General features: G+C 45.2%; 28 protein-coding genes and 1 rRNA gene. 4 read left to right on the top strand and 25 right to left on the bottom strand.

From position 1 onward, the window contains the following. The 20 genes from NOM90_RS17950 to yyaC all read right to left on the bottom strand — a co-directional run. Positions 1-151 (bottom strand): 16S ribosomal RNA (locus tag NOM90_RS17950); the annotation flags it as partial. Between the two features lie 386 nt (positions 152-537). Next, positions 538-1407, bottom strand: a complete 870-nt coding sequence (locus NOM90_RS17945; RefSeq protein WP_255943969.1) for a nucleotidyltransferase-like protein — start codon at positions 1405-1407, stop codon at positions 538-540. 147 nt (positions 1408-1554) lie between these two features. Continuing rightward, positions 1555-3276, bottom strand: coding sequence for a glycosyl hydrolase family 18 protein (locus NOM90_RS17940; RefSeq protein WP_255943968.1), 1722 nt, complete (start codon positions 3274-3276; stop codon positions 1555-1557). A gap of 96 nt (positions 3277-3372) precedes the next feature. Beyond that, entirely contained in the window at positions 3373-3798 is a 426-nt protein-coding gene (locus tag NOM90_RS17935; RefSeq protein ID WP_255943966.1) for a Fur family transcriptional regulator, read from the bottom strand. A gap of 74 nt (positions 3799-3872) precedes the next feature. Beyond that, positions 3873-5135, bottom strand: a complete 1263-nt coding sequence (locus NOM90_RS17930; RefSeq protein WP_255943964.1) for a DUF4097 family beta strand repeat-containing protein — start codon at positions 5133-5135, stop codon at positions 3873-3875. After that, positions 5125-5715 carry a hypothetical protein gene (locus NOM90_RS17925; protein ID WP_255943962.1) on the bottom strand — a complete coding sequence of 197 codons (591 nt, stop codon included), beginning with the start codon at positions 5713-5715 and terminating at the stop codon, positions 5125-5127. The genes NOM90_RS17930 and NOM90_RS17925 overlap by 11 nt, the downstream gene beginning before the upstream one ends. Before the next feature lie 47 nt (positions 5716-5762). Next, positions 5763-6473, bottom strand: coding sequence for an MgtC/SapB family protein (locus NOM90_RS17920; RefSeq protein ID WP_255943960.1), 711 nt, complete (start codon positions 6471-6473; stop codon positions 5763-5765). A 28-nt stretch (positions 6474-6501) separates the two neighbouring features. Further along, a complete protein-coding gene (locus NOM90_RS17915; protein ID WP_255943958.1) occupies positions 6502-6981 on the bottom strand; it encodes a GNAT family N-acetyltransferase in 480 nt (159 codons plus the stop codon). A gap of 132 nt (positions 6982-7113) precedes the next feature. After that, positions 7114-8550 carry an Asp-tRNA(Asn)/Glu-tRNA(Gln) amidotransferase subunit GatB gene (gene gatB / locus NOM90_RS17910; RefSeq protein WP_255943956.1) on the bottom strand — a complete coding sequence of 479 codons (1437 nt, stop codon included), beginning with the start codon at positions 8548-8550 and terminating at the stop codon, positions 7114-7116. 33 nt (positions 8551-8583) lie between these two features. Continuing rightward, positions 8584-10041 carry an Asp-tRNA(Asn)/Glu-tRNA(Gln) amidotransferase subunit GatA gene (gene gatA, locus NOM90_RS17905; protein WP_255943955.1) on the bottom strand — a complete coding sequence of 486 codons (1458 nt, stop codon included), beginning with the start codon at positions 10039-10041 and terminating at the stop codon, positions 8584-8586. A gap of 45 nt (positions 10042-10086) precedes the next feature. Further along, entirely contained in the window at positions 10087-10374 is a 288-nt protein-coding gene (gene gatC, locus NOM90_RS17900; protein ID WP_255943953.1) for an Asp-tRNA(Asn)/Glu-tRNA(Gln) amidotransferase subunit GatC, read from the bottom strand. Between the two features lie 180 nt (positions 10375-10554). Continuing rightward, a complete protein-coding gene (locus NOM90_RS17895; RefSeq protein ID WP_255943951.1) occupies positions 10555-10941 on the bottom strand; it encodes an ATPase in 387 nt (128 codons plus the stop codon). Between the two features lie 200 nt (positions 10942-11141). Further along, positions 11142-11354 (bottom strand): hypothetical protein, encoded by a 213-nt coding sequence (locus tag NOM90_RS17890; RefSeq protein WP_255943949.1) that lies wholly within the window; start codon positions 11352-11354, stop codon positions 11142-11144. Positions 11355-11675: 321 nt separating this feature from the next. Beyond that, on the bottom strand, positions 11676-12308 hold the full coding sequence (locus NOM90_RS17885; RefSeq protein ID WP_255943948.1) for an MBL fold metallo-hydrolase: 633 nt from the start codon (positions 12306-12308) through the stop codon (positions 11676-11678). Between the two features lies 1 nt (position 12309). Further along, on the bottom strand, positions 12310-12879 hold the full coding sequence (locus tag NOM90_RS17880) for a thioredoxin family protein (RefSeq protein ID WP_255943947.1): 570 nt from the start codon (positions 12877-12879) through the stop codon (positions 12310-12312). 48 nt (positions 12880-12927) lie between these two features. Beyond that, positions 12928-13545: an undecaprenyl phosphate transporter UptA gene (gene uptA, locus NOM90_RS17875; RefSeq protein WP_255943945.1), complete on the bottom strand. Its 618-nt coding sequence runs from the start codon at positions 13543-13545 to the stop codon at positions 12928-12930. A gap of 54 nt (positions 13546-13599) precedes the next feature. Beyond that, complete coding sequence (locus NOM90_RS17870; protein ID WP_255943972.1) at positions 13600-14769, bottom strand: class I SAM-dependent methyltransferase; 1170 nt, start codon at positions 14767-14769, stop codon at positions 13600-13602. Positions 14770-14812: 43 nt separating this feature from the next. Further along, positions 14813-15466 (bottom strand): DUF6483 family protein, encoded by a 654-nt coding sequence (locus NOM90_RS17865; protein ID WP_255943944.1) that lies wholly within the window; start codon positions 15464-15466, stop codon positions 14813-14815. Positions 15467-15479: 13 nt separating this feature from the next. Further along, complete coding sequence (locus NOM90_RS17860) at positions 15480-16265, bottom strand: alpha/beta fold hydrolase (protein WP_255943943.1); 786 nt, start codon at positions 16263-16265, stop codon at positions 15480-15482. Positions 16266-16284: 19 nt separating this feature from the next. Next, positions 16285-16824, bottom strand: a complete 540-nt coding sequence (yyaC, locus tag NOM90_RS17855; RefSeq protein WP_255943942.1) for a spore protease YyaC — start codon at positions 16822-16824, stop codon at positions 16285-16287. Positions 16825-17041: 217 nt separating this feature from the next. Between yyaC and NOM90_RS17850 the strand changes: the two genes are divergently transcribed. From NOM90_RS17850 to NOM90_RS17835, 4 genes are all read left to right on the top strand, one after another. Next, the gene (locus tag NOM90_RS17850; RefSeq protein WP_255943939.1) at positions 17042-17272 is read left to right on the top strand and encodes a DUF1128 domain-containing protein; all 231 of its coding nucleotides are present in this window, start codon (positions 17042-17044) and stop codon (positions 17270-17272) included. A 255-nt stretch (positions 17273-17527) separates the two neighbouring features. After that, positions 17528-17785, top strand: a complete 258-nt coding sequence (locus NOM90_RS17845; RefSeq protein ID WP_255943938.1) for a GlsB/YeaQ/YmgE family stress response membrane protein — start codon at positions 17528-17530, stop codon at positions 17783-17785. A 106-nt stretch (positions 17786-17891) separates the two neighbouring features. Next, the gene (locus NOM90_RS17840) at positions 17892-18461 is read left to right on the top strand and encodes a YtxH domain-containing protein (RefSeq protein ID WP_255943936.1); all 570 of its coding nucleotides are present in this window, start codon (positions 17892-17894) and stop codon (positions 18459-18461) included. A 147-nt stretch (positions 18462-18608) separates the two neighbouring features. Then, positions 18609-19028 carry a DUF5665 domain-containing protein gene (locus NOM90_RS17835; RefSeq protein WP_255943934.1) on the top strand — a complete coding sequence of 140 codons (420 nt, stop codon included), beginning with the start codon at positions 18609-18611 and terminating at the stop codon, positions 19026-19028. A 98-nt stretch (positions 19029-19126) separates the two neighbouring features. Here NOM90_RS17835 and NOM90_RS17830 read toward each other — a convergent pair whose 3' ends face one another. The 5 genes from NOM90_RS17830 to NOM90_RS17810 all read right to left on the bottom strand — a co-directional run bounded on the left by NOM90_RS17830 (position 19127) and on the right by NOM90_RS17810 (position 23337). Next, a complete protein-coding gene (locus tag NOM90_RS17830; protein ID WP_255943932.1) occupies positions 19127-19900 on the bottom strand; it encodes a sigma-70 family RNA polymerase sigma factor in 774 nt (257 codons plus the stop codon). Next, positions 19897-20352, bottom strand: a complete 456-nt coding sequence (gene rsbW, locus NOM90_RS17825; RefSeq protein ID WP_255943930.1) for an anti-sigma B factor RsbW — start codon at positions 20350-20352, stop codon at positions 19897-19899. Before rsbW ends, NOM90_RS17830 begins: the two co-directional genes overlap by 4 nt. Before the next feature lie 18 nt (positions 20353-20370). Continuing rightward, a complete protein-coding gene (locus NOM90_RS17820; protein WP_255943928.1) occupies positions 20371-20709 on the bottom strand; it encodes an STAS domain-containing protein in 339 nt (112 codons plus the stop codon). An 81-nt stretch (positions 20710-20790) separates the two neighbouring features. Next, positions 20791-22449, bottom strand: a complete 1659-nt coding sequence (locus NOM90_RS17815; protein ID WP_255943970.1) for a response regulator — start codon at positions 22447-22449, stop codon at positions 20791-20793. An 18-nt stretch (positions 22450-22467) separates the two neighbouring features. Then, complete coding sequence (locus NOM90_RS17810; RefSeq protein WP_255943926.1) at positions 22468-23337, bottom strand: CheR family methyltransferase; 870 nt, start codon at positions 23335-23337, stop codon at positions 22468-22470. Between the last annotated feature and the right edge of the window lie 62 nt (positions 23338-23399).

Below are 23399 nucleotides of genomic sequence, written 5' to 3'. Positions count from 1 at the left end.
ATCCCAAACTGAAAGGCAGGTTGCCTACGTGTTACTCACCCGTCCGCCGCTAAGTCTCAGAGAAGCAAGCTTCTCATGAACTCCGCTCGACTTGCATGTATTAGGCATGCCGCCAGCGTTCGTCCTGAGCCAGGATCAAACTCTCCATTAAGTTGCGATCCGAAGATCGGCTTTAATAAGAAAGCACGATGTGCTCAATGTCTAACGTTGGCGATTCTTGGTTACCCAAGAATCTATATTGTTCTCACGATCATCTGCATGATCGCGACTCACTTACTGTTCAGTTTTCAAGGAGCAAACGAAGCAAATCTTTTCTTGTTTCGTTCTTTTCGTTGACCGCCGTATCTCTCAGCGGCGACTTTTATATCCTATCACAGTTTCAAGCAGTTCGTCAAGCACTTTTTTTAAAAAGTTTTTCGAAGCTTGATTTGTGAGTCGTTCTGTACGGCGCTTTAAAGCACAACGCTTTTGAACGGCGAGATTTAATTTATCATGAATACTAACTTGCTGTCAACCTTTTTACGAAATAAGATTTATTCAATGTACACTGTATCTTATTTCCTCGCTATGCGGGCTGAGTTTGCCTTCTTGCGGCCATTGTTTGATTAGCGACCGATATACGAGTTTACGCACAACCATAGGCAATTCTTTTTTCACGTAGTCTAGATCGGGATGGCGAACCAACTCTTCGATACTCCACGGGATTTTGCGACTGCGAAGAACTCGAATCAACAACTCTGAACAAACTTCCATCTTGGACAACACAGAAAACTCGCAGGCTAGCAGTACAAGTTCGACACGTTCTCTTAGCGTTTCTTGACTGAAAGCCAATTGTTCATACAGTTTGTATACTTGTGCGCTGTGGGTTTTGACTTGGTTCCAGATCGTTTTCTCGGGATAGACAGATTGCTGAACCAATTCGATACATGCCCAGTGATGCAAAGCTTTCAAAGTGCTGTAGTACGCATCCATTTCGTGCCCTTCCGTTAAATGCCGCTTTGCCTCTACGTAATTACGCAAAAAACGAGCAAATTCAAAAAACAAACGTTGTTTCTGAAGAGGCTGCTCAAACTGCTCAACTTGTTGTCTGAGATGCAGAATTTGTCCATTCACGTCGTCGATCACTTCTCCTTGCAAAAAATAATGAACTAATGAACGGTTTTCGCCAGTAATGATCCATCGTTTTAACTCTTCGGTTTGCAAACTTAGATAATGATAATGAACGCCGTTTTCGATACGATGATGCGTTTGCACGTCTTCTTTAGGAGAATCAAAGATCAAAAACACAAGGACATCAAAGTCTTGCAAAAGCGCGCCATGAAAATTCTCGTTGGGACGATAACAAGCAACCGCTCCCAGAGGAATAGGGTCTTGTTGGATTAAATCGTTAAAGGTAAAAGGGCTCAAACAAAATTCCTCCTTGCTTATAGGCGAAGGTTGCCACCCGGTTTTGCAGAAAAAGTACAGCGTATGGATTTTTTGCCGTTACACTGTATTCTACGCCGGGCGGTTCATTCCTTCTTCATTAAATGCCTTAAGAAGCATCGAAGCGAATTATTTTTTATTGACCCCATCAAGTATGTTCCAGGCAGATGCCGAAGCAAAACTCCGTGTCCAGCTGGCTACGCCAGCAAGTTCGTACTTTTGGGAAAGTTGAACTCGGCGCATCAAAGACTGTGCATCTTCCAACCAGATTTTTTTGGTAACGCCGTCTTCTTGGTATTCTGCATAATGTTGCCCGATATCATCAAGCCATTCGGTTTTTGCTTTGTTTTCTGTGATTAGGCGCTGCGAAGTTTCCATGCCTACTGCGGAAGAAGACACTTTGATCTCGCCCTCTTGCTCGGTTTCTGTCCATACCCGTGTATATAAGGGGATTCCGAGCACTAACTTGGAAGCTGGTACTTCGTCTTCTTCCAATATACGTTTAATGGATTTTTCTACCCAAGGCAGTGAAGCGACCGAACCAGCCTCCGGGCTGCTTGCCCAATGTTCGTCGTATGCCATGAGCATCATAAAATCAACCGTTTCGCCTAATGCACGTCGATCCAAAAACGCCGACCACATTTCGCTATTCGATTTTGGGGTCACATCTACAGATACGGTTAATCCGATTTGATGCGCTTGTACCGTAAACTCTCGTACGAATTCAACGAATGCAGCTCGGTCTTCGGTATATACATTTTCAAAATCGAGATTGATCCCGTCCAAGTTGTATTCTTTGGCATAACCCAACACTTGAGAAATTGCCACGGCTCGCGTCTCATAATCGCTTAACATATCGCGGGTTAGATCGGCTTTGAAACCATTGCTGAATAATCCCCAGACTTCTTTGCCCCGGTTATGCGCACGTCCTATATAGTTAGAATCTGCTTTGTTTCTCACATTTCCCTGATCATCAATCAATTCGAACCAAGTAGGGCTGACCACATTAACGCCTTGCATTTCTTCGATTAGATCCGGGCTAGGTTTGCGTTCATACACAGCTTCCCACGCCAAATTGATTTTTTGATTTTGCCATTTTTGCGCGGCTGCATTTGCAGGAAGTTCAAGCTTCGGAATGTTCTCTTCTTTTCCGAGTTTCACACCACTTGCACGGATATAACCCGATTCGCCTTGATCCGTCTGTGCATATAGCCAATCGCCTTCCTGACTCCAAATACGTAAAGATTGACCTGCATTTAGCTCGGCTCGAATCGGAGATTTGATCGTGCTTTCGCTACGAAGCTTGGGTGAACTGAAAAGTCCGCCTTTTTCCGCAGTCGCCATTTGAAAATGATCGCCAGCTTTCATCACGCTCACAGCGCCTTCTGAGCTTTCTTCGGCAATTTGAATTCCGTATATCTGCTCTAGCGGTTCTACCGGCACATAAAGCACACCCTCAATTTCTTCTAAAGAAGAATGGAGACTGTAACTTTTGCCGTTGAGCTGTGCTTCTTCTGCATTTTGAGTCATGACCAGAAGGTCTTTTGCAGTCGTAAAGATTGCGGTGTCTTGATCAGGGTCACTATAGGCATATGTATTGATTTGTTCGATGATAAAAGGTAAAGGCAACTTCAAATCCTCTCCATCACCGACTGCTGTATAGTTGCTCCAATGTCCTTCTATAAAAATAGGCTTTTTTTGACCGCTCCATTCCGGTTGTTCGTGCGAAAAGTTCGGAAGTAACTGCCATACGCCAAAAGCTGCTGCTAACACGGCGATACTGAGTACAATCTTTTTGCCGGAGCGCTTTTTTGAAGTTCTACGTGTGCGCCGTGCTCTATATTCTGCCACTGGATAACCGCTACCTTTCTGCTTAACCTGCAAGAATACGCTATAAAAAAAGCGTGGAAGCCACATAGGCTTCACACGCTTTATTGTAAGCAAACGTCAATGTTCACTGCAACCTTCACAAACTCCGTACACTTCCAAACGATGTCCTTTGACCGTAAACCCTGTAGATCTTGCCGCAGCATGTTCAACTTCCGCCAAATAAGAGTGATGGAAATCTTCGATCTTCCCGCATTTCTCACATACGATATGATAATGCTCGCTGACGTTCGCATCGAATCGACTGGAGTTGTCTCCGTAAGTCAGTTCGTGAATCATCCCCGCTTCGATCAGCATTTTGAGATTGTTATAAACGGTAGCGACGCTCATGCTTGGAAATTGTGGACACAACGCGCGATAAATTTCGTCCGCTGTCGGATGCCCCATGTTTTCCATCAGGTAAGTCAAAATGGCATGTCGTTGGGGAGTGATGCGCACACCGTTAATTTTCAACTGTTCCAAAGCATGCTGTACACGTGTCGTCATCCCGTTCTCCTCCTCGCCGTATTTCCTTGAATTACTCTCCATTGTACGATTCTCGAATATTTTTTGTCAACGTGTCAATCACTGCGAAGAACGTTCAAGTCTCCATTCCCATCCACTTTGATCGTAAACTTCCCGTCTCCATATGTGCCACTCAAGACTCGATCTTCAATCGCAAAAGGCAATTCGCTACGGATATCGCCGTATCCATTGGACCCTTCCATCTGGTAGTTCCCTTCATCCGGCAAGGTCAAATCGATACGTCCTACAGCACTGTAGACCGACCAATCGCCTTGTACGACTCTTGAGTTTACGGTGATATTGCCGTTTAAGGTCTGTGCGGATAATCCAAAGTTAACCCCGCTCACGTCGATACTCCCGTTACGTGTATCTACGGCAACATCGCCGATCGTACTGACAGCCGTGACATTGCCAAGCATCGTCGTCAAATCGACCGCACCCGATATATTCGAGCTTTCGATATCACCTTGTTGAGTTTCCGCGTTTACGTTACCTGTTACTGTTGCAAATTGAACACCGCCTTTTGAAGTGGAAGCGGAAATATTGCCAATGATATTGCTAAAGTTCAGATTACCTCCGCCTGTTTGTACCGAAATGTTGCGCGGCGCTTGTATACCGTTCAAATTAACGGAACCTCGATTTGTTCGAATATCCATATCAAACCCACGTTCAGGAGGCAGCAAAATTTCCAGATCAATCCGAGGTTGACGTCTTCCGGAAGCTCCGTAACCTTGCGAATCGGTTGTAATTGCCAACGTCTCGCCTTCTTTAATTTGAACGCCTGTTTTTTCAGCGATTGCTTTAGCTTCTTCCGGTTCGCTCTGATCGACCCATACCGTACTGCGTACGCGAATCCGATCTGAAAAACCGCGACGAACAATAATATCTCCATTGATGCCTTCGATACTTAGCCGGTTCAACTCAAGCGATGCCGTCAAATCGACAGAAGGCTTGGCAAATTTATTGCCTTCCGCTTCGCTAAATTCGATACCGGAACTTGTTAAATCGAGACTTACGCGGTTCCACAAATGCAGGTAATGATTTTGTTGGGTCACGATGAAGACCGATGCGCTGAGCGCAGCCGCGATCACTACGCCGATCAGGTCAATCCGAAAACGGCGCTCTCTGCCTCGGCGACGTCGAAACAAAAGCAGCATCACGACATATTCAATTCCCCAAAGCACAAAAATAGCCGGCCACCAACGAAGCAGCTCCAACATATCATCGCGTCCACGAAGTTCATCGCTTAACAGCAAGGCGCCTACACAAATCAATAACAAAGCTGCTGTCCATCGCCCGATTCGAATTTTAGGATTCATCTTTGCCCTCCTTTGCGGCGACTACCGAGGTCGATGATAAAGAAGAAGCCGAATGGGTTCTGAACATTTTGCGTATACCAAATGTTTGTACAACCGCAAAAGTTAAACCTAGTAGAAGTAAAAGAATAGCGACGGTTTCTTTTGCATAAAGATCAAGCAGCTGCCTGAACCAGATTGGACGACTATGCAAAATAAGGAGTATGGCGCCTTCTCCAAGTAAAATCAAAGCAAACCTCATACTTTTACGCCAATTCCGAAAATCGTTTTCAACATTTCGTCGGCGTTCATTCACCCGATCAGTCGCTTGAAGGACATCATATAGATTATAGAAATAGACAATTGGAATCGTTAAGCCTAGTAAAATTAATAAAGGAACATTTATTTTGATGCCTGTTGCCGAAAAATATAGCAAAGCTTCGATAACAAGCAGAATTGCCAACATAAAAGAAATGCCTTTTTGAATTAATCCTAAATAAAGATGCCCTGCTCCAGGTAAGATCGCAGATAACACACAAGCAATTAATGTTCGTTTTTGACGTAACTTTTTGCTTTTTGTTGCTCTGTTACTCTTTTTTTTCATCGACTTCCGCCTCCTTTCTTGCCATTCTATCTGTAGGGTCAGTGATCTTATTCGATTGCGACTGAATATACGCCTTGCATGTTCAATAACTGATGCGTCATTTCGGCAGGGTCCATACGTTTCTCCGAAATCAAGTGCATCGTAATTTCTGCCGCAGAACCGCCTTCTATAATCGAATCGGGCGCATCGCTTTTGACTTGCACTTCCATTTTACGAATACGGACTTCGCGTTCTTTCATAAAGTCAGACACTTTCTCCATTAACCCGTGACCGGTTCGTCCTCGAATCGTTACAACATGCCGATGATGTCCACGAATATAACGTTGCTCGACGATATTCAGCAAAAGCAACGTTAAAAAAACAAGAAGTGTGGTTAAAATCGCGGCAAAATAAAATCCGGCTCCTACGGCCAGCCCTATCGCTGCAACGACCCAAAGCGAAGCGGCTGTGGTCAGACCCGTAATCGATTTACCCGTAAACAGAATCGTTCCTGCACCAAGAAAACCTATACCCGAAATCACGGCTGTTGCTAACCGCGCCGGATCGACACGTACACTAGGTTGGTCGACAAATGCGACAAACCCATACATCGAAAGCAGCATAATTAATGCCGAGCCGACAGACACAAGAATATGAGTACGAAGCCCAGCAGCGTGACTTGAGCGTTCACGTTCCCAACCGATCAGCCCGCCAAGCAATACAGCGCATAAGATACGTAGCAAAATATGAGTATTATCGATCACCCATGGATTAGTCATCAAGGTTTGGCTCCTTCTTTTAAAAAATCTATCTATTTATCGCTTTTGGATCCGCTTGTCTTCTTAAGGTAGTCAACTCTACCCCGGGAGCTACATATTCTTTGCGAAAAGGAACAAATCCAAAATTTTGATAAAGACGCATTGCAGGTTCATTGGTTGTACCGGTCGAGACTTTGTACGTTTTGAAATTCGGATAATGCAAAAAGATGTACGCGATCAACCGTGTAGCAATCCCTTGTCTAAAAAAATCAGGATGTACCATCATACGAGTCAATGTTAATTCTCCGGGAAACTCTTCTTCCACGGCGATTGCGCCAATCAACCGACCTTCTTCTGAGGTATAGCCATAAAAAATATCGCTGCTGCGTTTTAGAGTCGCGATTGTATCGGCAAGCGGCGGGATTTCTTCAAATCCAATCAATTGTGCTTCGAGTCGGTAAGCGATCTGTTGCAATTGAAATAATTCTTCGACTAAAGATTCATTGGACATATCCAGTTTATCGATCATCCCGATCCTCCCTACTTCTTTTCTATCATTAACCGAATTTCGAATATTCGCTTATACAGCCGTAATAATAGATAAAAAGACAAAAGGACACGTTCGCAAGCGAACGCGTCCTGATTTAACGATGCCCGTTCATCAGCCTTGCAGCAACTCTATAAGCAATTTATTTACAAGCCCTGGATTTGCTTTGCCTTTACTTTGCTTCATGACTTGACCTACCAAGAAGCCAATCGCTTTATCTTTACCTGCGCGGTAATCTTCAACCGATTGTGGATTCGCGGCTACGACTTCGACTACGATCGCTTTGATCGCGCCTTCGTCGCTGATTTGAACAAGCCCTTGTTCTTCAACGATCTGCTGCGGAAGCTTGCCGCTTTGCAGCATTTCTTTGAACACGGTTTTTGCAATTTTATTGCTAACCGTTCCTTTTTCGATCAAACCGACAAGTTCGCCCAGACCTTGACCGGTAATCGGAACAGCAGTCAATTCGAGTCCGCTTGTATTCAAATGACCGAGCAAGTCGCCCATCATCCAGTTCGACACGGATTTGGCGTCATTCGTATACTTCAAGCTTTCTTCAAACAAATCTGCAAGCGGCTTAGACGACGTAATGACTTGTGCATCGTAAGCAGGCAGACTGTAATCTGCGCTATAACGCGCTTTACGAGCATCCGGCAGTTCAGGAATCGAAGCCAAAATACGTTCTTTCCATTCTTGGCTAATTTCTACCGAAACAAGATCCGGGTCTGGGAAGTACCGATAATCGTGCGCTTCTTCTTTGCCGCGCATCGATAGCGTAACGCCTTTGGCTTCATCCCAGCGGCGTGTTTCTTGGATAACGATGCCACCTTCGTCGAGAATTTCGGCTTGGCGAATTTCTTCGTATTCAAGGCCACGTTGCACACCGCGGAAAGAGTTCATGTTTTTGAGCTCCGCCCGAATCCCGAATTCTTTTTGCCCTGCTGGACGAAGACTGATATTCGCGTCACAACGAAGCGAACCTTCTTCCATTTTCACATCGGATACTTCGCAGTATTGCATAATCGCACGCATTTTCTCCAAATACGCGCGAGCTTCTTCCGGCGAAGAAATTTCCGGTTCCGAAACGATCTCGATCAAAGGCGTACCCACGCGGTTAAAATCGACCAGCGAACCGAAAGCTCCGGTATGCGTCAGCTTGCCTGCGTCTTCTTCCAAATGCAGACGCGTGATTCCGATTCGCTTGGTTTTACCGTCTACTTCGATATCGATCCAACCATGCTCTCCGATTGGACGACCCGCTTGGGAGATTTGATAAGCTTTCGGTGAATCGGGATAAAAATAGTTTTTGCGGTCAAAATGACTGACATCGGCGATTTTGCAATTCAGCGCCGTAGCGGCTTTAATTGCATATTCAACGGCTTGACGGTTCAATACCGGCAATACGCCAGGATGACCGAGGCAGACTGGGCAAGTATGGGTGTTCGGCGGTGCTCCAAATGCTGTGGAACATCCGCAGAAAATTTTGGTATGGGTGTGCAGCTCGACGTGAACTTCGAGCCCGACCACTGTTTCGTATTGTACGGTAGACATAACAGGCGATTCCTCCTTCTTCGGCTTACGAGATTAAATCTGCGGGCGGCGTTTGTGATGATCGGTACTTTGCTCGAACGCATGCGAGACGCGTAATACGGTCTGTTCGTCGAACGGCTTACCGATAATTTGAAGACCGACCGGCATATCATCTACGAAACCGCAAGGAATACTAATCGCCGGAACCCCTGCAAGGCTAACCGGAATCGTCAAAATATCGTTCAGATACATCGTTAACGGATCATCCGTTTGCGAACCGATTGCAAATGCGGTTGTCGGCGCTGTAGGCCCTACGATCACATCGAATTTCTCAAACACGTTATCAAAGTCTTGCTTGATCAGCGTGCGGACTTTTTGCGCTTTTAAATAATACGCATCGTAGTAACCGGAACTCAGCGCATACGTACCGAGCATGATCCGGCGTTTCACTTCGTCGCCAAATCCTTCGCTTCTTGATTTCAAATACAAATCCAGCAAATTCTCAGGATTTTCGGCACGAACGCCATAACGTACGCCGTCAAAACGTGCCAAGTTGGATGAAGCTTCCGAAGAAGACAGCAAGTAATAAGCAGCAAGTGCGTACTCTGTATGTGGAAGCGATACTTCTTCCCAAGTCGCGCCAAGTGCTTCGAGCTGAGAAATCGCCGCCATCACCGATTCTTTTACTTGCGGATCGACGCCTTCGCCCATATATTCTTTTGGAACCGCAACGCGCAGACCTTTGATATCCCCTGTCAAAGCAGACGTATAATCAGGTACCGTCACATTAGCCGAGGTCGAATCGCGATCGTCGTGCCCGGCAATAGCTTGCAATACATAAGCTGAATCTTCAACGGTACGCGTCAGCGGTCCGATCTGATCGAGTGAAGAAGCAAAAGCAACCAAACCGAAACGAGAAACAAGGCCGTAAGTTGGCTTTAGTCCCACAACGCCGCAATACGAAGCCGGTTGACGAATCGAGCCGCCTGTATCGGAACCAAGCGTGAAGAAAACTTCGCCTGCCGCAACCGCCGCAGCCGAACCACCGCTAGAACCACCCGGTACACGATCTGTATTCCATGGGTTACGTACCGGAGCAAAGCTGGAATTTTCGTTCGAACCGCCCATCGCGAATTCGTCCATATTCAGCTTACCGATCGTAATGCTATCTTCCGTGCGCAATTTGCTAACCACGGTCGCATCATAGACCGGATCGAAGTTACGCAAAAATTGGCTGGCACAAGTCGTACGCAGACCTTGCGTGACGATATTGTCTTTGATCCCTGCTGGCAAGCCAAAAAGCAACCCGCGCTCTTCACCAGAAGCCAGCTTTTGATCCAGCTTGGCTGCTGCTTGAAGCGCACCTTCTTCATCCACGGTCAAAAAAGCTTTCACTTTCTCATCTTTATCTTTTACTTGTTGCAGCGAATCCTTGACTAGCTCAGTCACGGATAATTCGCCGGCTTGCAGTTGCTTTTGAATGTCTTGAAGACTCAAATCGAACAATGTCACTATCGCACCTCCGTATTGATCGTTCATTCTTTTAAATAGTTAAGATTAATCCAAAACTGCGGGAACAAGGAATTGACCGTCTTCGTCTTCAGGTGCATTATGCAGCACTTGCTCGATCGACAAACTTTCCTTGACTTCATCTTCACGCATAACGCTATGTAGCGGAAGTACATGTGTGGTCGGTTCTACGCCTTCCGTATCCAGTTCATTCAACTTTTCTGCGTACTGCAAAATATCGCTAAGTTGCTCAGCGAACATTTCTTTTTCTGCGTCGCTTACGTTCAACCGTGCTAGTTTTGCTACGTGTTCAACTTGCTCTACTGTGATTTTCATATTCGATTCTCCTATCGTTTAAAGAGGTAAAGTGCTGAAACTCCTTAACGTCCCCATTATAGGTGAGCAACTCGCAAAAATCTAGACCGCTCCAAAGTGATAGCCTCTGCTTCTCCTCACCTTTCATACAGAAAAAAGCCGGCAGAAGCCGGCTTCATCAAAAGTCGGCTTTTGCCGACATTAAATCCATGCACGCAAATTAATCTTTTTGATAAACTCAGCTTGCGTCATCGGCTCGGCAGCCGCTTCGGCTTCCGCTTCTTGCGTCTCTTCGTCTTCGCCGTTCATCACTTGAAAGAACAGCTTTTCGTTATGCGTCGCCAAAGCGTAATCGATCAATGCAGCACGTTCGACTTGGTCGGCTTGAAATCGCAGTACGTTTTCTTCCGGCTCAATGTCTTTTTCCGTGACGAAAAAGTTGCGGTTAGCCTGTGGCACTCGAACGATATAATCAAAAGCATTATCCGGATTACGATCATAAGCGATCAAATATCCGTATTCTCCCATAGGAAGGTTCTGCTCAAAAACATCCGCGACGATCACGATTTTTTCTCCCAGATGAAGCATTCTTTCTCCCCCTCGGTCGTCATCTACAAAGTCTGCCCCTACCCGGGTCATTCCAACTTTATGGTGCACTGATGATGTGAAATCAATATCATGCAAATCCTTAGCTTATATCGTACTAAAAAAAGGTTTTGCTGTCCACGTTCAGCGTGCATTTTATGTAGGTTTTCCTCAAAATGAAGTCGAAATTTCCCGATCGGTGCTTAACGAGGGTTTTTGCCTTTTCGAATTTCGCTTAAACGTTCATGCCAGGGTTGATTGAATCGTTCATGATCCAGTCTAGCGAAGTTCCAAGCTTGTACAGAAACTTCTTTGGGTCGATGGGTAATAACGGCAGGTTGTTCAGCTGTACGTCGTTCCCAGACCAATCTCGGTGGGGCTACTTTATTCAGGTTAATCGGTTTGGCTTCATCCAATGTATTTCGTTCCTCCTTGAGTATCGGGTATACGGTTATTCAATTGCCATTAAAAAAGTGAATAATCCATGTAAAAAAGCAAAAAAAAGAACGCAAACCGGGATTAAATCCTCAGCTTGCGTGCTTCGCAGGCATCATGCGTCATTACGAACGGTCGATTTAACGACGATATCCGACTTATACGCGTATTTAATTTCATTCGACCGAGAAACAAGTTCGATCAGCGTCACAGTGATTCCGGTCTGCTTATCGGCATTCTTGTTGCAGGATCGATAATCAATACATGTATCTTACTATCGCTTTCCTGCCTTGTCCAGCTTTTTAAAGTGCCGGAACGAATGGATTGTTGGCTTTCTCGTAGCCGATCTTTGTACGCGGACCATGCCCCGGATAAACGACTGTATCATCTGGTAAAGTGTACAGCTTCAGTCGGATCGAATCGACCAGGTCACCTTGACGTGATCCGTAGAGATCGGTACGCCCTACCCCGTCACGGAACAAGACATCTCCTGCGAACAAATCTTTGCCGCATAAAAAGCTGACGCTACCTGGAGAATGACCCGGCGTATGTAATACCGTGAATTCATTGCCGATTAGATTCAACTTTTGACCTTGGCTAAGCGCAAAGTCAGCAGGTTCGGCTGTAATCGGGCCATTCAGATCTGGCCATCTCGCCGAGCCATTATACTTGCCATTGGATAACCACTCGCTTTCCAGATCATGCAAATAAACCGGGCAGCCTTTGGCTTTGCGTAATTCGTCTACTCCTGCCATATGATCGAAATGTGCGTGGGTCAGCAAAATGGCTTCGATATGCAAATGTTCAACTCGGCGCATCAGTGCCGCAGGATTCATACCCGGATCAATCACGACAGCTTTAAGATCGTCTTCTCCGCGCAGCAGATAAGCATTGGTCTGCGCAGGGCCTAGACTAAAGGTTTCAACTCTAAGCATCTTACACCTCCGACAGCAGCGTACGCAGTTCGTGTACAATCACTTCATGAATCGATGTACCTTCACCGTAACGCTCCATCATTTGCTCTCGTACGACTTTCATATTATCCGCATAATCCGCTGCTTCACGATCCGGATTTTCGGCTTTGAACTTGCGCATCAGCTCTTGCACTTTCTCAGGACGTGGTCCCCATTGCAGCAAAGGTTCGCCTTCTGCATTTGCAATAATCACGATCGGAACCGAACGACCACCCATCGTTAAATATTCGTCCATCAGATCGAAGTTTTGCTCCAAGATCAGTACATCTACCGGAATATCAGCGGTCTCCATCACACGGAAAACGACAGGCACGTTCCGCGCTACGTCCCCACACCAGTCCGCAGCCAAAATCACCGTTCTTAAATCGTTACGCAAACGCAGATTTTCGAAAAACAATCGATCTTCGTCTTTTTTCCAAGTGAAATCGCGATACCCCGCTTCGAACGTTTCTTTGTTTTTTTCCATAGAATCAATAAAACCTTGCGGGCTAAGCCCTGTACCGAATTTCGATTTCAAGTTAGATGTGCTCATCACTGATTCCCTCTTTTCTATTCGATTTGTATGCTAAGCCATTTGAATTTATTGGGCTCTCGCCTTTTTGCGACGAGTCAAGATCGCTTTGACAACGAGATATACGATCAATAAAATTACGGCTATCAAAATAATCGGAACTACATACGGCGATGCTTTTTCATCAATATGTTGCCACTGTCCGCCCAGTTGGTATCCGAGGAAAATAAACAGAATCGACCAAGGAATGACGGCAAGTGTAGTCAATACGATAAAACGCAAATGCGACATTTTAGCCAAACCAGCAGGGATCGAGATCGCATGGCGAACAACCGGAATAAATCGTCCGCTGAAGATAATGCCGGTTCCGTATTTATTAAACCATTTCTCGGCATGGTCGATATGTGATTCTTTGATCAAAATATATTTGCCGAATTTATTCAACATGGGTCGACCGCCATAACGGCTGATCCAATAAATAAACAACTGCGCAAACACACCCCCAATTGTACCAAACAGCACCGCGCCCCAGAAGTTAATATCTCCCGAGTACACAAGAAATCCGCCGTAAGCCAGTACAATCTCGCTTGGAATAACTTCAACCATCAATCCGAACATAATTCCGAAATAGCCAAGCCCTTGAATCCAAACAAAAAGCTGCGAAACGATATCTGAAATGAATCCCACTGTATTCCCTCTTTCCGATTACTGACATTGGGTAGATCAATGAAACGAAGACGTTCAGACGTTTGAAGGAGCGGGCAACTTATCGCGCAAAGCGTTTTCCAAATACGGAGTAGCGCCGAGGAATCCACGGAAAGCTTCGTATTCGCGCCATAACGTAGCAGTCGGTTGATTGTCTGATTTTACAGCACGGATCAATAGATTTTTCGGTGTGTTTTCAATATCGATAAATTCAAGCATTTGCGTTTTGTAACCGACGATATCGAGTAACTTGGCACGGATCGCATCGGTAGCAAGCGCCGAAAACCGTTCTTTCAAAATACCGTGTGACAACATGGGCTCTAACACATCGTTTTGCACTTGAGTGAACAGCTCATGCTGGCAACAAGGTACGGATAAGATCGCCGAAGCGTCCCAACGGACTGCTTTTTCGAGTGCGGCATCTGTAGCGGTATCGCACGCATGAAGCGTAATGACCATATCGACAGCATCAAACTCGTTGTAATCCGCGATGTCCCCGATCCGGAAATGCAGCCCCTCGTAATTCAATGTCCGCGCCAAAGCTTCGCAATGTTCAATAACATCTGCTTTGAGATCCAGCCCTACAACATTAAGCTCGAACTTTTCTTGCACAGCCAGATAATGATAAAGCGCAAAAGTCAGGTACGATTTGCCGCAACCAAAATCAACGATTGTCAGTTTGCGGTCTTTCGGCAATGCCGGCAAAATATCTCGCACCATCTCAAGGAACCGATTAATTTGGCGGAACTTATCGTATTTAGCGGCAAGTACTTTCCCTTTATCGTTCATGACACCCAATTCGATCAGAAAAGGAATACGTTCCCCTTCTTCGAGTACATATGTCTTTTTGCGGTTATGCGATAGACTTGGAGCTTCTTTTTTGGTTGGCGCTTTTTTCAAAATACCGAGTTTACCTTTTTTGCTGACTAAGACTTGGTAATCGGCTTCCAGTGTACAAAACAGTCCTTGTCGCATTTGTTCTTCCAAAAGTGTCGTGATTCGTGGCAAAGCTTCAGATAACGCTAAGTTTTCATGTGTAACTTTTTTCTCATAGTGGTACGCCAGCTGATAATGCAGCTCGTCTTTGAGCATCAGCGGCTTGATTGCGACTTTGGTATACGATTCGCTGTCTTTTTGTCTAGGCTGACTGATTGTAGCGGTAATTAACTTACCTTCCGGTAAGATCGCGGTCAGCAGCTCGTTCATATTTTGTTTCACTTATGTTCATCCTTTCAGCATGGTGACTGAATTATTCGTTTAACGCTTCTATGCCTTCGTTTACTTCTTCAATCGTTAATCCGCCGGCTTGTAAAGACTGTTCATCCAATGCGGCTAATCGTGCATAAAACATTCTTCCTTCTTCTAACGCTTGTGGATCATCTTCTGGGCTTGCGCTAAGCATCCGGTACATCGCATCTTCTGCTTGTACATAATTGCCTTCGCGTTCTTCATACCGCATAACCAGACGTTCGGCGTCCGCAGGGAGTCGGTATTTTTCCAAAAAAGATAAGAGTTCGCGAATCCGCGCCGGGTAATCGACCAATTCGCGGCTTCCTCCGTTTAGCGCAGCGTAGAGATATAGATGCAGAGCTTTGATTCGAGAAGATGTCGCTTGTCCGGTATCCCCAAGATCGGTATAGATTTCGCCATTTTCTTGAAGGACGCGTGCAAGCAGTTGCAGACTTTCGGCATCCACACTGTCTCGCTGACGAAATAACTGGATTAATTCTTCCGGTGGTAATGAACGCAACATTTGCTCACTGATCCGAAAGTTACGTTTGAGTAACCCATCTAATTCTTCCAACGCTTCCTCGCTTTTCTGTTGACGACGCAATCCGAGGATCGAACCGACAGCCTCTGCCATTTCCTCAATCATTCGCGTCAAATAATCTTTTCTTAACACGTCGATCCCACCTTTACAAACCTTCGGCAAACGAAGCGATATGACGAGCTAGCTGTTGCGGCGCTTCGAATAAACTCATATGACCGCTACCTTCAATCACATATTTGGAAGTCTGAGCATTCTCAGCGGCAAAAGCTTTTTCAGGCGGAGCAATTCCATCTTCACTGCCCGCGATTAAAAGCACAGGAAGATTCGAATTTCGGATAACATGCCCGCGGTCTGGACGTTCACGCATCGCAAAAGCCGCTCCCGCAGCGCCTTCTCGCGAAGTGGCATACCCGATTTCGCGCACACGCTCAAGCGCGGCTGGCATCGTCGTCTCCGCATTTGGCGCAAACCAGTTTGGAGACGCTTCGTCTACAAAAGGCTTGACGCCTTCTTTTCGAACACGTTCTGCAACGGCTGTACGCTTCTGCTTACCGCCTTCGTCGTCAGGAAGCGGCATTGAATGAATCAAACCAAATGCACGTAGTCGCTTTGGATAACGCTCGGCAAACGATAACGCTGTATATCCGCCCATGGAATGTCCAAGCAAAATGACTTTCTCTACGTTCAGCGTATCGAGAATCGATAATACGCCATCGGCAAGTTGTTCGATCGTATATGCACCTTGCGGAGCTTCGGACTGACCATGACCGAGTAAATCCGGCACGATGCAGCGAAAATGTTTTTCGAGCAGAGGCACAATTTCTTCCCAATAATCCGCGCTTCCGACAAACCCGTGTAATAACACTAATGCAGGCCCTTCCCCTCGATCTACAAAACGAATCGGAAGACCTTGCGAATTCGCTCTCTCCATACTTAAACACCTGCTTTCGTTAAAGGTGAATACCAAATGCTTGCTGCGCAGCAACGGCAGTCTCGTCAACCAATTGCAAAACAAGAGATAACGACGCAGTCTGAAGAGACTGATAAGGCTTGGGTCCATCTTGGTTTACTACAGCGGCAACACTATAATCTCCGACTGGAGCAAAAGAACCTTTCATCGATCCGGCAGGGGTCAAAGCTGCTCTTGTAGCCAACAACTTCCCGACCGAACCGGGCTTTCCCAAACAAGCATCAAAAGCGACGATCGGTAATCCTTGAGGTAAAGCCGCTATGGTCGATTCCAAATTTGTCGCATCGCAAGGATGTTCTAATGTTCCAAATACATAAGTAAAACCTGCGGCTTTCAAACGACTTCCTAACACTGGACCAAAAGCATCTCCGCTGGAACGGTCTGTGCCGATACATAAAAATAAAAGCTCGTCTTGCTTAAAATGGGCGGCTAATTCTTGAAAAAGGGCTTGAACATCCGCAAACCGATTGGTTCGCTTTTCTTCACCTGTCTGAGCCCACACCGATTCACGGATACTCAATCGTCGTTCTCTCCTCAAAATTTCTGTCGTTTTCTAACATCGCTCTTCGATTTTATCGTACTTTCATAGGTTTCTGCAAAAAAGGATGAGTGTCCGCCTGGTTCATGCTACAATGAGGAATCAAAAGCCGCTGAAAACAGACCTATTTTCTGATCTTGGATGTGATGAAAATGTTTACCCCTTCTTTGGCGGACTGTCTGACGGAAGGAGCTTATCTATGGATTTATCCAACAAAACGCAAGAAAATGTAGAGTATATGATTGAAGCGATCAAAACGAAACTTCGTATGGCTTCTGGAGCTGCTATGCAGTCTTCTTCATTTTCGATCGAGCAATACGACGACATTTTCGATGTATACGATCTCATTATGAATAAACCTACACTCAGTATTTCCGAAGTCGAAGCAATTGCTTCCGAACTCGGTCGTTTACGCAAAAAAGAAGCCTAGAACAAGATTGAAAGCAACGCCTACTCTCGTGATGGATCACCAAGAGCAAGCCCACCTTTGTATTCACGTATCCGACAAAGGTAGGGCTTTTCTTTGTATCCAAATCTTTAAAATCGTCGTCTACTCCCTTCTTATATGCCTGCTTTCCTGTTTCAGTCCCAAAGGTAGCGTTTATATAGCAATTAAGAGCGGCAGCGCAGTCTTCCGAACCTTGGACAATGCGCAAGCAGAAAGCCAAGAGTGGAGGTGAGCGGGATGTGGGGGCTGGTTATCAGCCTGATTATGGCGATTGTCATCGGCTTTATTGGAAACGCATTAGCAGACAATATGATGCCAGGCGGAATCATCGGAGCAGCTATAGCTGGTTTTGCCGGCTCATGGATCGGAAATTCGTTATTCGGTAATTTTGGACCGAAGATCGCAGATTTTGCTATCATTCCTGCTGTACTCGGCACTGCAATCTTCGTTCTGGTTCTTGGGCTTATTGCCAAGTTCATTAGGCGCGCAGCCTAACCGAGTCACCGTTTTCCTTTTCTTGAGACGTTTCGGTCGAGTTTTTCAATGACCGCACGACCCAATATTCAATCTACTTACGACTAATTCTAAGGAGTGATTATTCATGAACGAGGCAGAAAGAGAGTACCCAATGCAAAGCGGTTCGACGTTTACAAAAGGTTTGTTGATCGGTGGTCTGATCGGCGCAGCAGCAGCCCTGTTGTTCGCACCTAAACCAGGTCGTGATCTGCGTAGCGATATCTCCGATCAAATCGGCGTGGCTACAGACAAAACAAAAGGCGCAGCAAGCACAATTGGTCTGAAAGCAAAAGACACAGCTACGCTTGTTAGCGATAAAGCTAAAGATACAGCTACACTCGTGAGCGACAAAGCGAAAACAGCTGCTGAAGTTGTAAGCGATAAAGCAACAACGCTGGCTCAATCGGTATCCGAAAAAACATCGAACGTTGTACAAGCCGTTCGTAAAAACGGTGCTGACGTTGCTGAAACGGTTAAAGACGCTTCTGCTGATGTAGGCGCGACTTTGAAAGAAGCTTCGGCAGATGTAGCAAACGAAGCTGCGAAAGCAGATAAAGAAATCATGGAAGAAACAGCTAAAAAAACAGAAGAAACTAAAAATGAAATCAAAGCGGCTAACTCGAGTTCGCCAACAGGTAATAAGCCGGTTCTGTAAGTTTCCACTTGATTTTCAAAAAGCCGGCTAACTCAGCCGGCTTTTTTTATGACTATTACCCGGTTTTTAGCGCCTTTTGCCGATCAATTCGCCTCCTTCATGACCGACACTACTACTTGACTATGATATAGAAAGAGGGGATTTGCTATGACTCCTACAAAAACAGAGAACACTACCGGCGATCGTTTCGCTAGTGCTACTATTGAACAAAATGACCGGACTCAAGACGGCACGTTACGCCCACAAGACTTGTCGAAAGATCATCCGTTTGAACTTCGCCACGAAGTTTCCCGTTTGAATAAGCAATTAGAAGATATCTCTGTCGCTTTGAAAAAAGGCGATTTTAAAGATCTGGTTGAAAATTACACCGATTGGAAAAGACGAATTATATCTAACTTTACAGCGGGTATTGCAAGAGGTCTGGGATTATCGGTCGGTACGGTCGTAGTCATCGCTTTATTAACGTGGATTGCCTCGGTAATGGCGAGTCTGGGTGTACCTTATGTCAGTGATTTCTTTGAATATGTAGGTGGACTGATTCGAGAAGGTCGCAGCAGCGGTTCTTAAAATTCAACATATCCAAACCCTAATAAAAAATGACCGTATCTTATTCTTAATTAAGAATAAGTACGGTCATTTTTTATGATCACTTTGGAACGTTAATTTCATAACGAAGACGAATTAGACATAATCTGCTTGAGCTTTTCTGTCGCTCGTTTTTGAATACGAGAAACGCTCATTTGAGAAACGCCAAGCTTTTGCGCAATCGCACGTTGAGATTGACCTTCTTGGAAAGCAAGCAGTAGCACTTTTTGCTCCTGCTCTTTCAACTGACTCAAAGCCTGCTGAAGATCCATTCTTCGTTCAACCGTATCGTAGTCGTTGACATCGGAGCTGATTAATTCTCCGAGCGTTGCTGCACTTTCTTCTTGTGAAAGAGGAGAGTCTAAAGAAACATAATGGTAGCATTCGCGACCAGCCAATACTTCGACCGTTTCTTCGACGCTAAGATCCAGATATTGCGCGATTTCTTTGACATCCGGCGAACGTTCCAACCGAACCGTCAATTCATCGATTGCTTGCTGTACCAAAGCTCCTTTTTCCTTAATACGTCTAGGCACCTGTATGTACCACGATTTGTCACGTAAAAAGTTCTTCATGTGCCCAATCATACTTTTCATCGCATAAGGTTCGAAAGGAATCCCTAATTGAATATCGTACTGTTGAAGCAGGCGAATCAACGCCATCTGACCAACCTGATACAAGTCTTCGTAGAGATCAGGCCGGTTTCTGGCGATCTTGCCTGCGGCCATCTTCACCATCGGTTCATACTTTTTAATAAGGACCGTGGCAATCTCATTGTCCTTGGTCTGTTGATATTCCCAAATCAAGGACACCGCTTCGGACATCGTTTCAGGCGGGGTCACTTTATCATTCATACTTTCTCCTCACTCCTGGTGAGACGCTTGGTTAGAACAACCTGCGTTCCTTTTCCGCTCTCACTGGCAACTTTCACGTCGTCCATAAGAGCTTGCATCAAATAGAAACCGAGACCTCCAATTTCCACATCATGCAAATCTTTGTCATGCAAAGTCGGAGCAGTATCAGAAGGTTCGTTACCCGGCATAGAGAAACTTACACCTTCGTCTTTGACGGTGATGGTAAGTTCGTCACGGGTTACACCGAACACGACTTCCACTAATCCTCCTTCCTGTCCATACGCATATAAAACTGAGTTATTGCAAGCTTCCGATACAGCGACTTTCATGTCCTCGATGTCTTCATAGGAAAAGCCCATCTTGGACGCGATGCCGTACAGGTTCAGCCGTACAATATCCACATAGTCGGCGGTAGCCGGTAAGTTGAGGGTTACGGTTTGATCTGCTTTCATGCGTTGTTCGATCCTTTCCTATTGGGAATTCTCTTGGGGCTCAAAAAATTTGGCGATACCTGTCATATCAAACAGTTTTTGAATTTGGGCAGGAACTTCTTCGACGCTAAATGAAGCATTAGCGGAGTGTCGTGCTTTCAAAATAGACAGCAAGATGCCAATCCCCGTGCTATCGATATACTTCAATTCTTTCAAATTGATCGCCAAATCGACTTCGGAATCCCCTACAAGCGGCTCCATAACAAGACGAAAGTCCGGCGCTACAGATAAATCGAGTTCCCCACTTAAGTAGACGACACTTTTGCCTTCTTCAGAAACCGTTCTAGCATTGAACTTATCGTTCTTATTTGTGGTCATAGACATTCTCCCTAAATAAATGTTTTCTAAACTTATTAAACCTAAACCAAGCTATTGAAACGAATTTAAATCTTCCGAACATTAATGCGCTGCTTTTTCGACCGAATAATCATTGTACTCAGATAGATGGCGAGCAATGATTTGTCTAACCCCATCCATTTTCACAGGCTTGCTGATATAATCGTTCATTCCAGCTTCCTGACAACGCAACTGAATATCGTTCATCACGTTAGCTGTCATCGCGATAATAACCGGCCCTGTCTCGGCGGGGAACTTCTCCCGAATACGTCTTGTCGCTTCAATTCCATCCATAATCGGCATTTGCAGATCCATAAATACGCAATCATAAGATCGGTCACTCAACATCGATAACGCTTGTTCCCCATTTTCGGCGGCTTCAGCGGTGACATCCATCTTTTCAAGCATACTCAGCATCAATTTTCGATTCACAGGATGATCATCTACGATCAAGATCGACGCGGGAATTTTCCGTTCTTCATATCGCATAGAACTGACTTCATGTCGAAAAGAAATAGACTCTTCCGGTTGGAAAGCTTCAACTTGAATGGTGAATACGAACATCGCTCCGCCTTCTTCTAAAGCTTCCACCCGAATATTTCCGCCCATCATTTCGACAAGGGTTTTGCAAATTGCCAAACCAAGCCCGGTTCCGCCATATTTTCGAGTCATCGAAGAATCCAGTTGGGAAAAAGGTTGGAACAAACGATGGATTTTATCTGTAGAAATGCCGATTCCCGTATCTTTGACCGCAAATTCCAATGTCAAACGACCATTTTTTTCTGCCCGTTTGGAGACCACTAGATAAATTCCGCCTTGATCGGTAAACTTCACGGCATTGGCTACCAGATTAATCAGCACTTGTCTTAACCGCGTCATATCCCCGTATAAAAGCTCTGGCACCGACTCTTCCGTAAAGTATACCATTTCCAAGTTCTTTCGTGCAGTTTCCATCGTGAACAGATTAAAAACTTCACTGATACACGTTTTGAGTTCAAACGGATGTTCTTCCAGTTCCATTTTGCCGGATTCCATTTTAGTAAAGTCCAAAATATCGTTGATCACCGTGACAAGCGAGTCTGCGCTGCCGCGAATAATCTCCGTATATTCTTGTTGTTCTGGTTTTAGCTCTGTCTCCATCAGCAGATCGATCATACCGATAACGCCATTCATCGGAGTACGAATTTCATGACTCATCATCGCCAAAAATTCGGTTTTTGCTTTGGCTGCAATCTCAGCCGCTTCTTTGGCTTTGACAAGTTCTTCGTTAATCTTCTCAAGCTCTTGCGTTTTTTGATGAAGCAGAACGGTCTGATCTTTTAGACGCTTGTTAGCTAAATACATGCTAACGAACCCTTCGATTTTGGATTTCAAAATCTGAGGGATAAACGGTTTAACCATATAATCGATAGCGCCTGCGGAGTACCCTGCAAACAGATGCTCCGACTCTTTGCTGTTGGCTGAAATAAAGATGATCGGAATATCTTTTGTCTTTTCTCTGGCTTTCACGAGTTTTGCTGTCTCGATGCCATCCATGCCAGGCATTTGAACATCGAGAACGATCACAGCAAATTCGTCTTTGAGTAGACATCGAAGCGCTTCTTCGCCCGAAGTAGCTTTCACAAGTGTATACCGTTCACTACCTAGAACGGCTTCCAAAGCGAGTAAGTTTTCCGGACGGTCGTCGACCAACAGAATATGAATCGGCTCTTGAACCACGATGGAATCCCCCTACACTTTCTATTTAATCTTCCGATAGATCTTTTCGACACGATCGAGTGGCTCATAAGAATCACTATATTGGGTAAAATGTATCGACTCTTTTGATCCCAGCACAAGAATGCCAAACCGGCTAAGACTTTCATGGAAAAGCCCGTGCACTTGATCTCGGAGCGTATCATTAAAATAAATCATAACGTTTCTACATAAAATAACATTAAATTCGTTAAAAGAACGATCGGTTGCCAAATTATGTTCAGCGAAAATGATATTTTTGCGTAAATAGGGTTGTAGCATTACAGAGTTGTATTTGGCAGTATAGTAATCCGAAAACGATTGCGTTCCGCCAGCTTCCAAATAATTTTTAGTATACAACTTCATTTTTTCAATCCCGTAAATACCTTCTTTCGCCTGTTTAAGCGAGCGATCATTCATATCTGTAGCATAAATGCGTGCTTTGTCGTACAGTCCTTCTTCATGCAGCAGAATCGCCATCGAGTACACTTCTTCTCCGGTCGAACATCCCGCATGCCAAATCCGAATATACGGATAAGTCCGCAAAATAGGAACGACTTCTCGGCGAAATGTACGGAATAACTCCGGATCGCGGAACATCTCCGTCACTGGGATCGAGAGGCTTTGAACCATCCGTTCAAAGCAAGCTCGATCATGCAGCACTTTATCTTGCAGTTGAGAGATCGTTTCTAGATTTTCGGCATGGACATGATGCCAAATTCGGCGCATCAGTGAAGGCTTCGCGTAATTCCGAAAATCGTAACCGTATAACCGATGGACACCTTCTAACAGCAGATCGGCTTCGATCGTCTCCAATTCATTAAGATCGGAACCATTTTCGGTCATGGTCATGTCTTGAAACCCGTTGAATGTCATAGGTTTAACCTCAGCTTATCTAAAAATCGTGTTTAATCTTTGTTTATTACCCAATATTTCCA

This window comes from Saccharibacillus sp. JS10 (assembly GCF_024436065.1).
Classification (GTDB): Bacteria; Bacillota; Bacilli; order Paenibacillales; family Paenibacillaceae; genus Saccharibacillus.
This window is presented reverse-complemented; position numbering and strand designations above follow the sequence as displayed.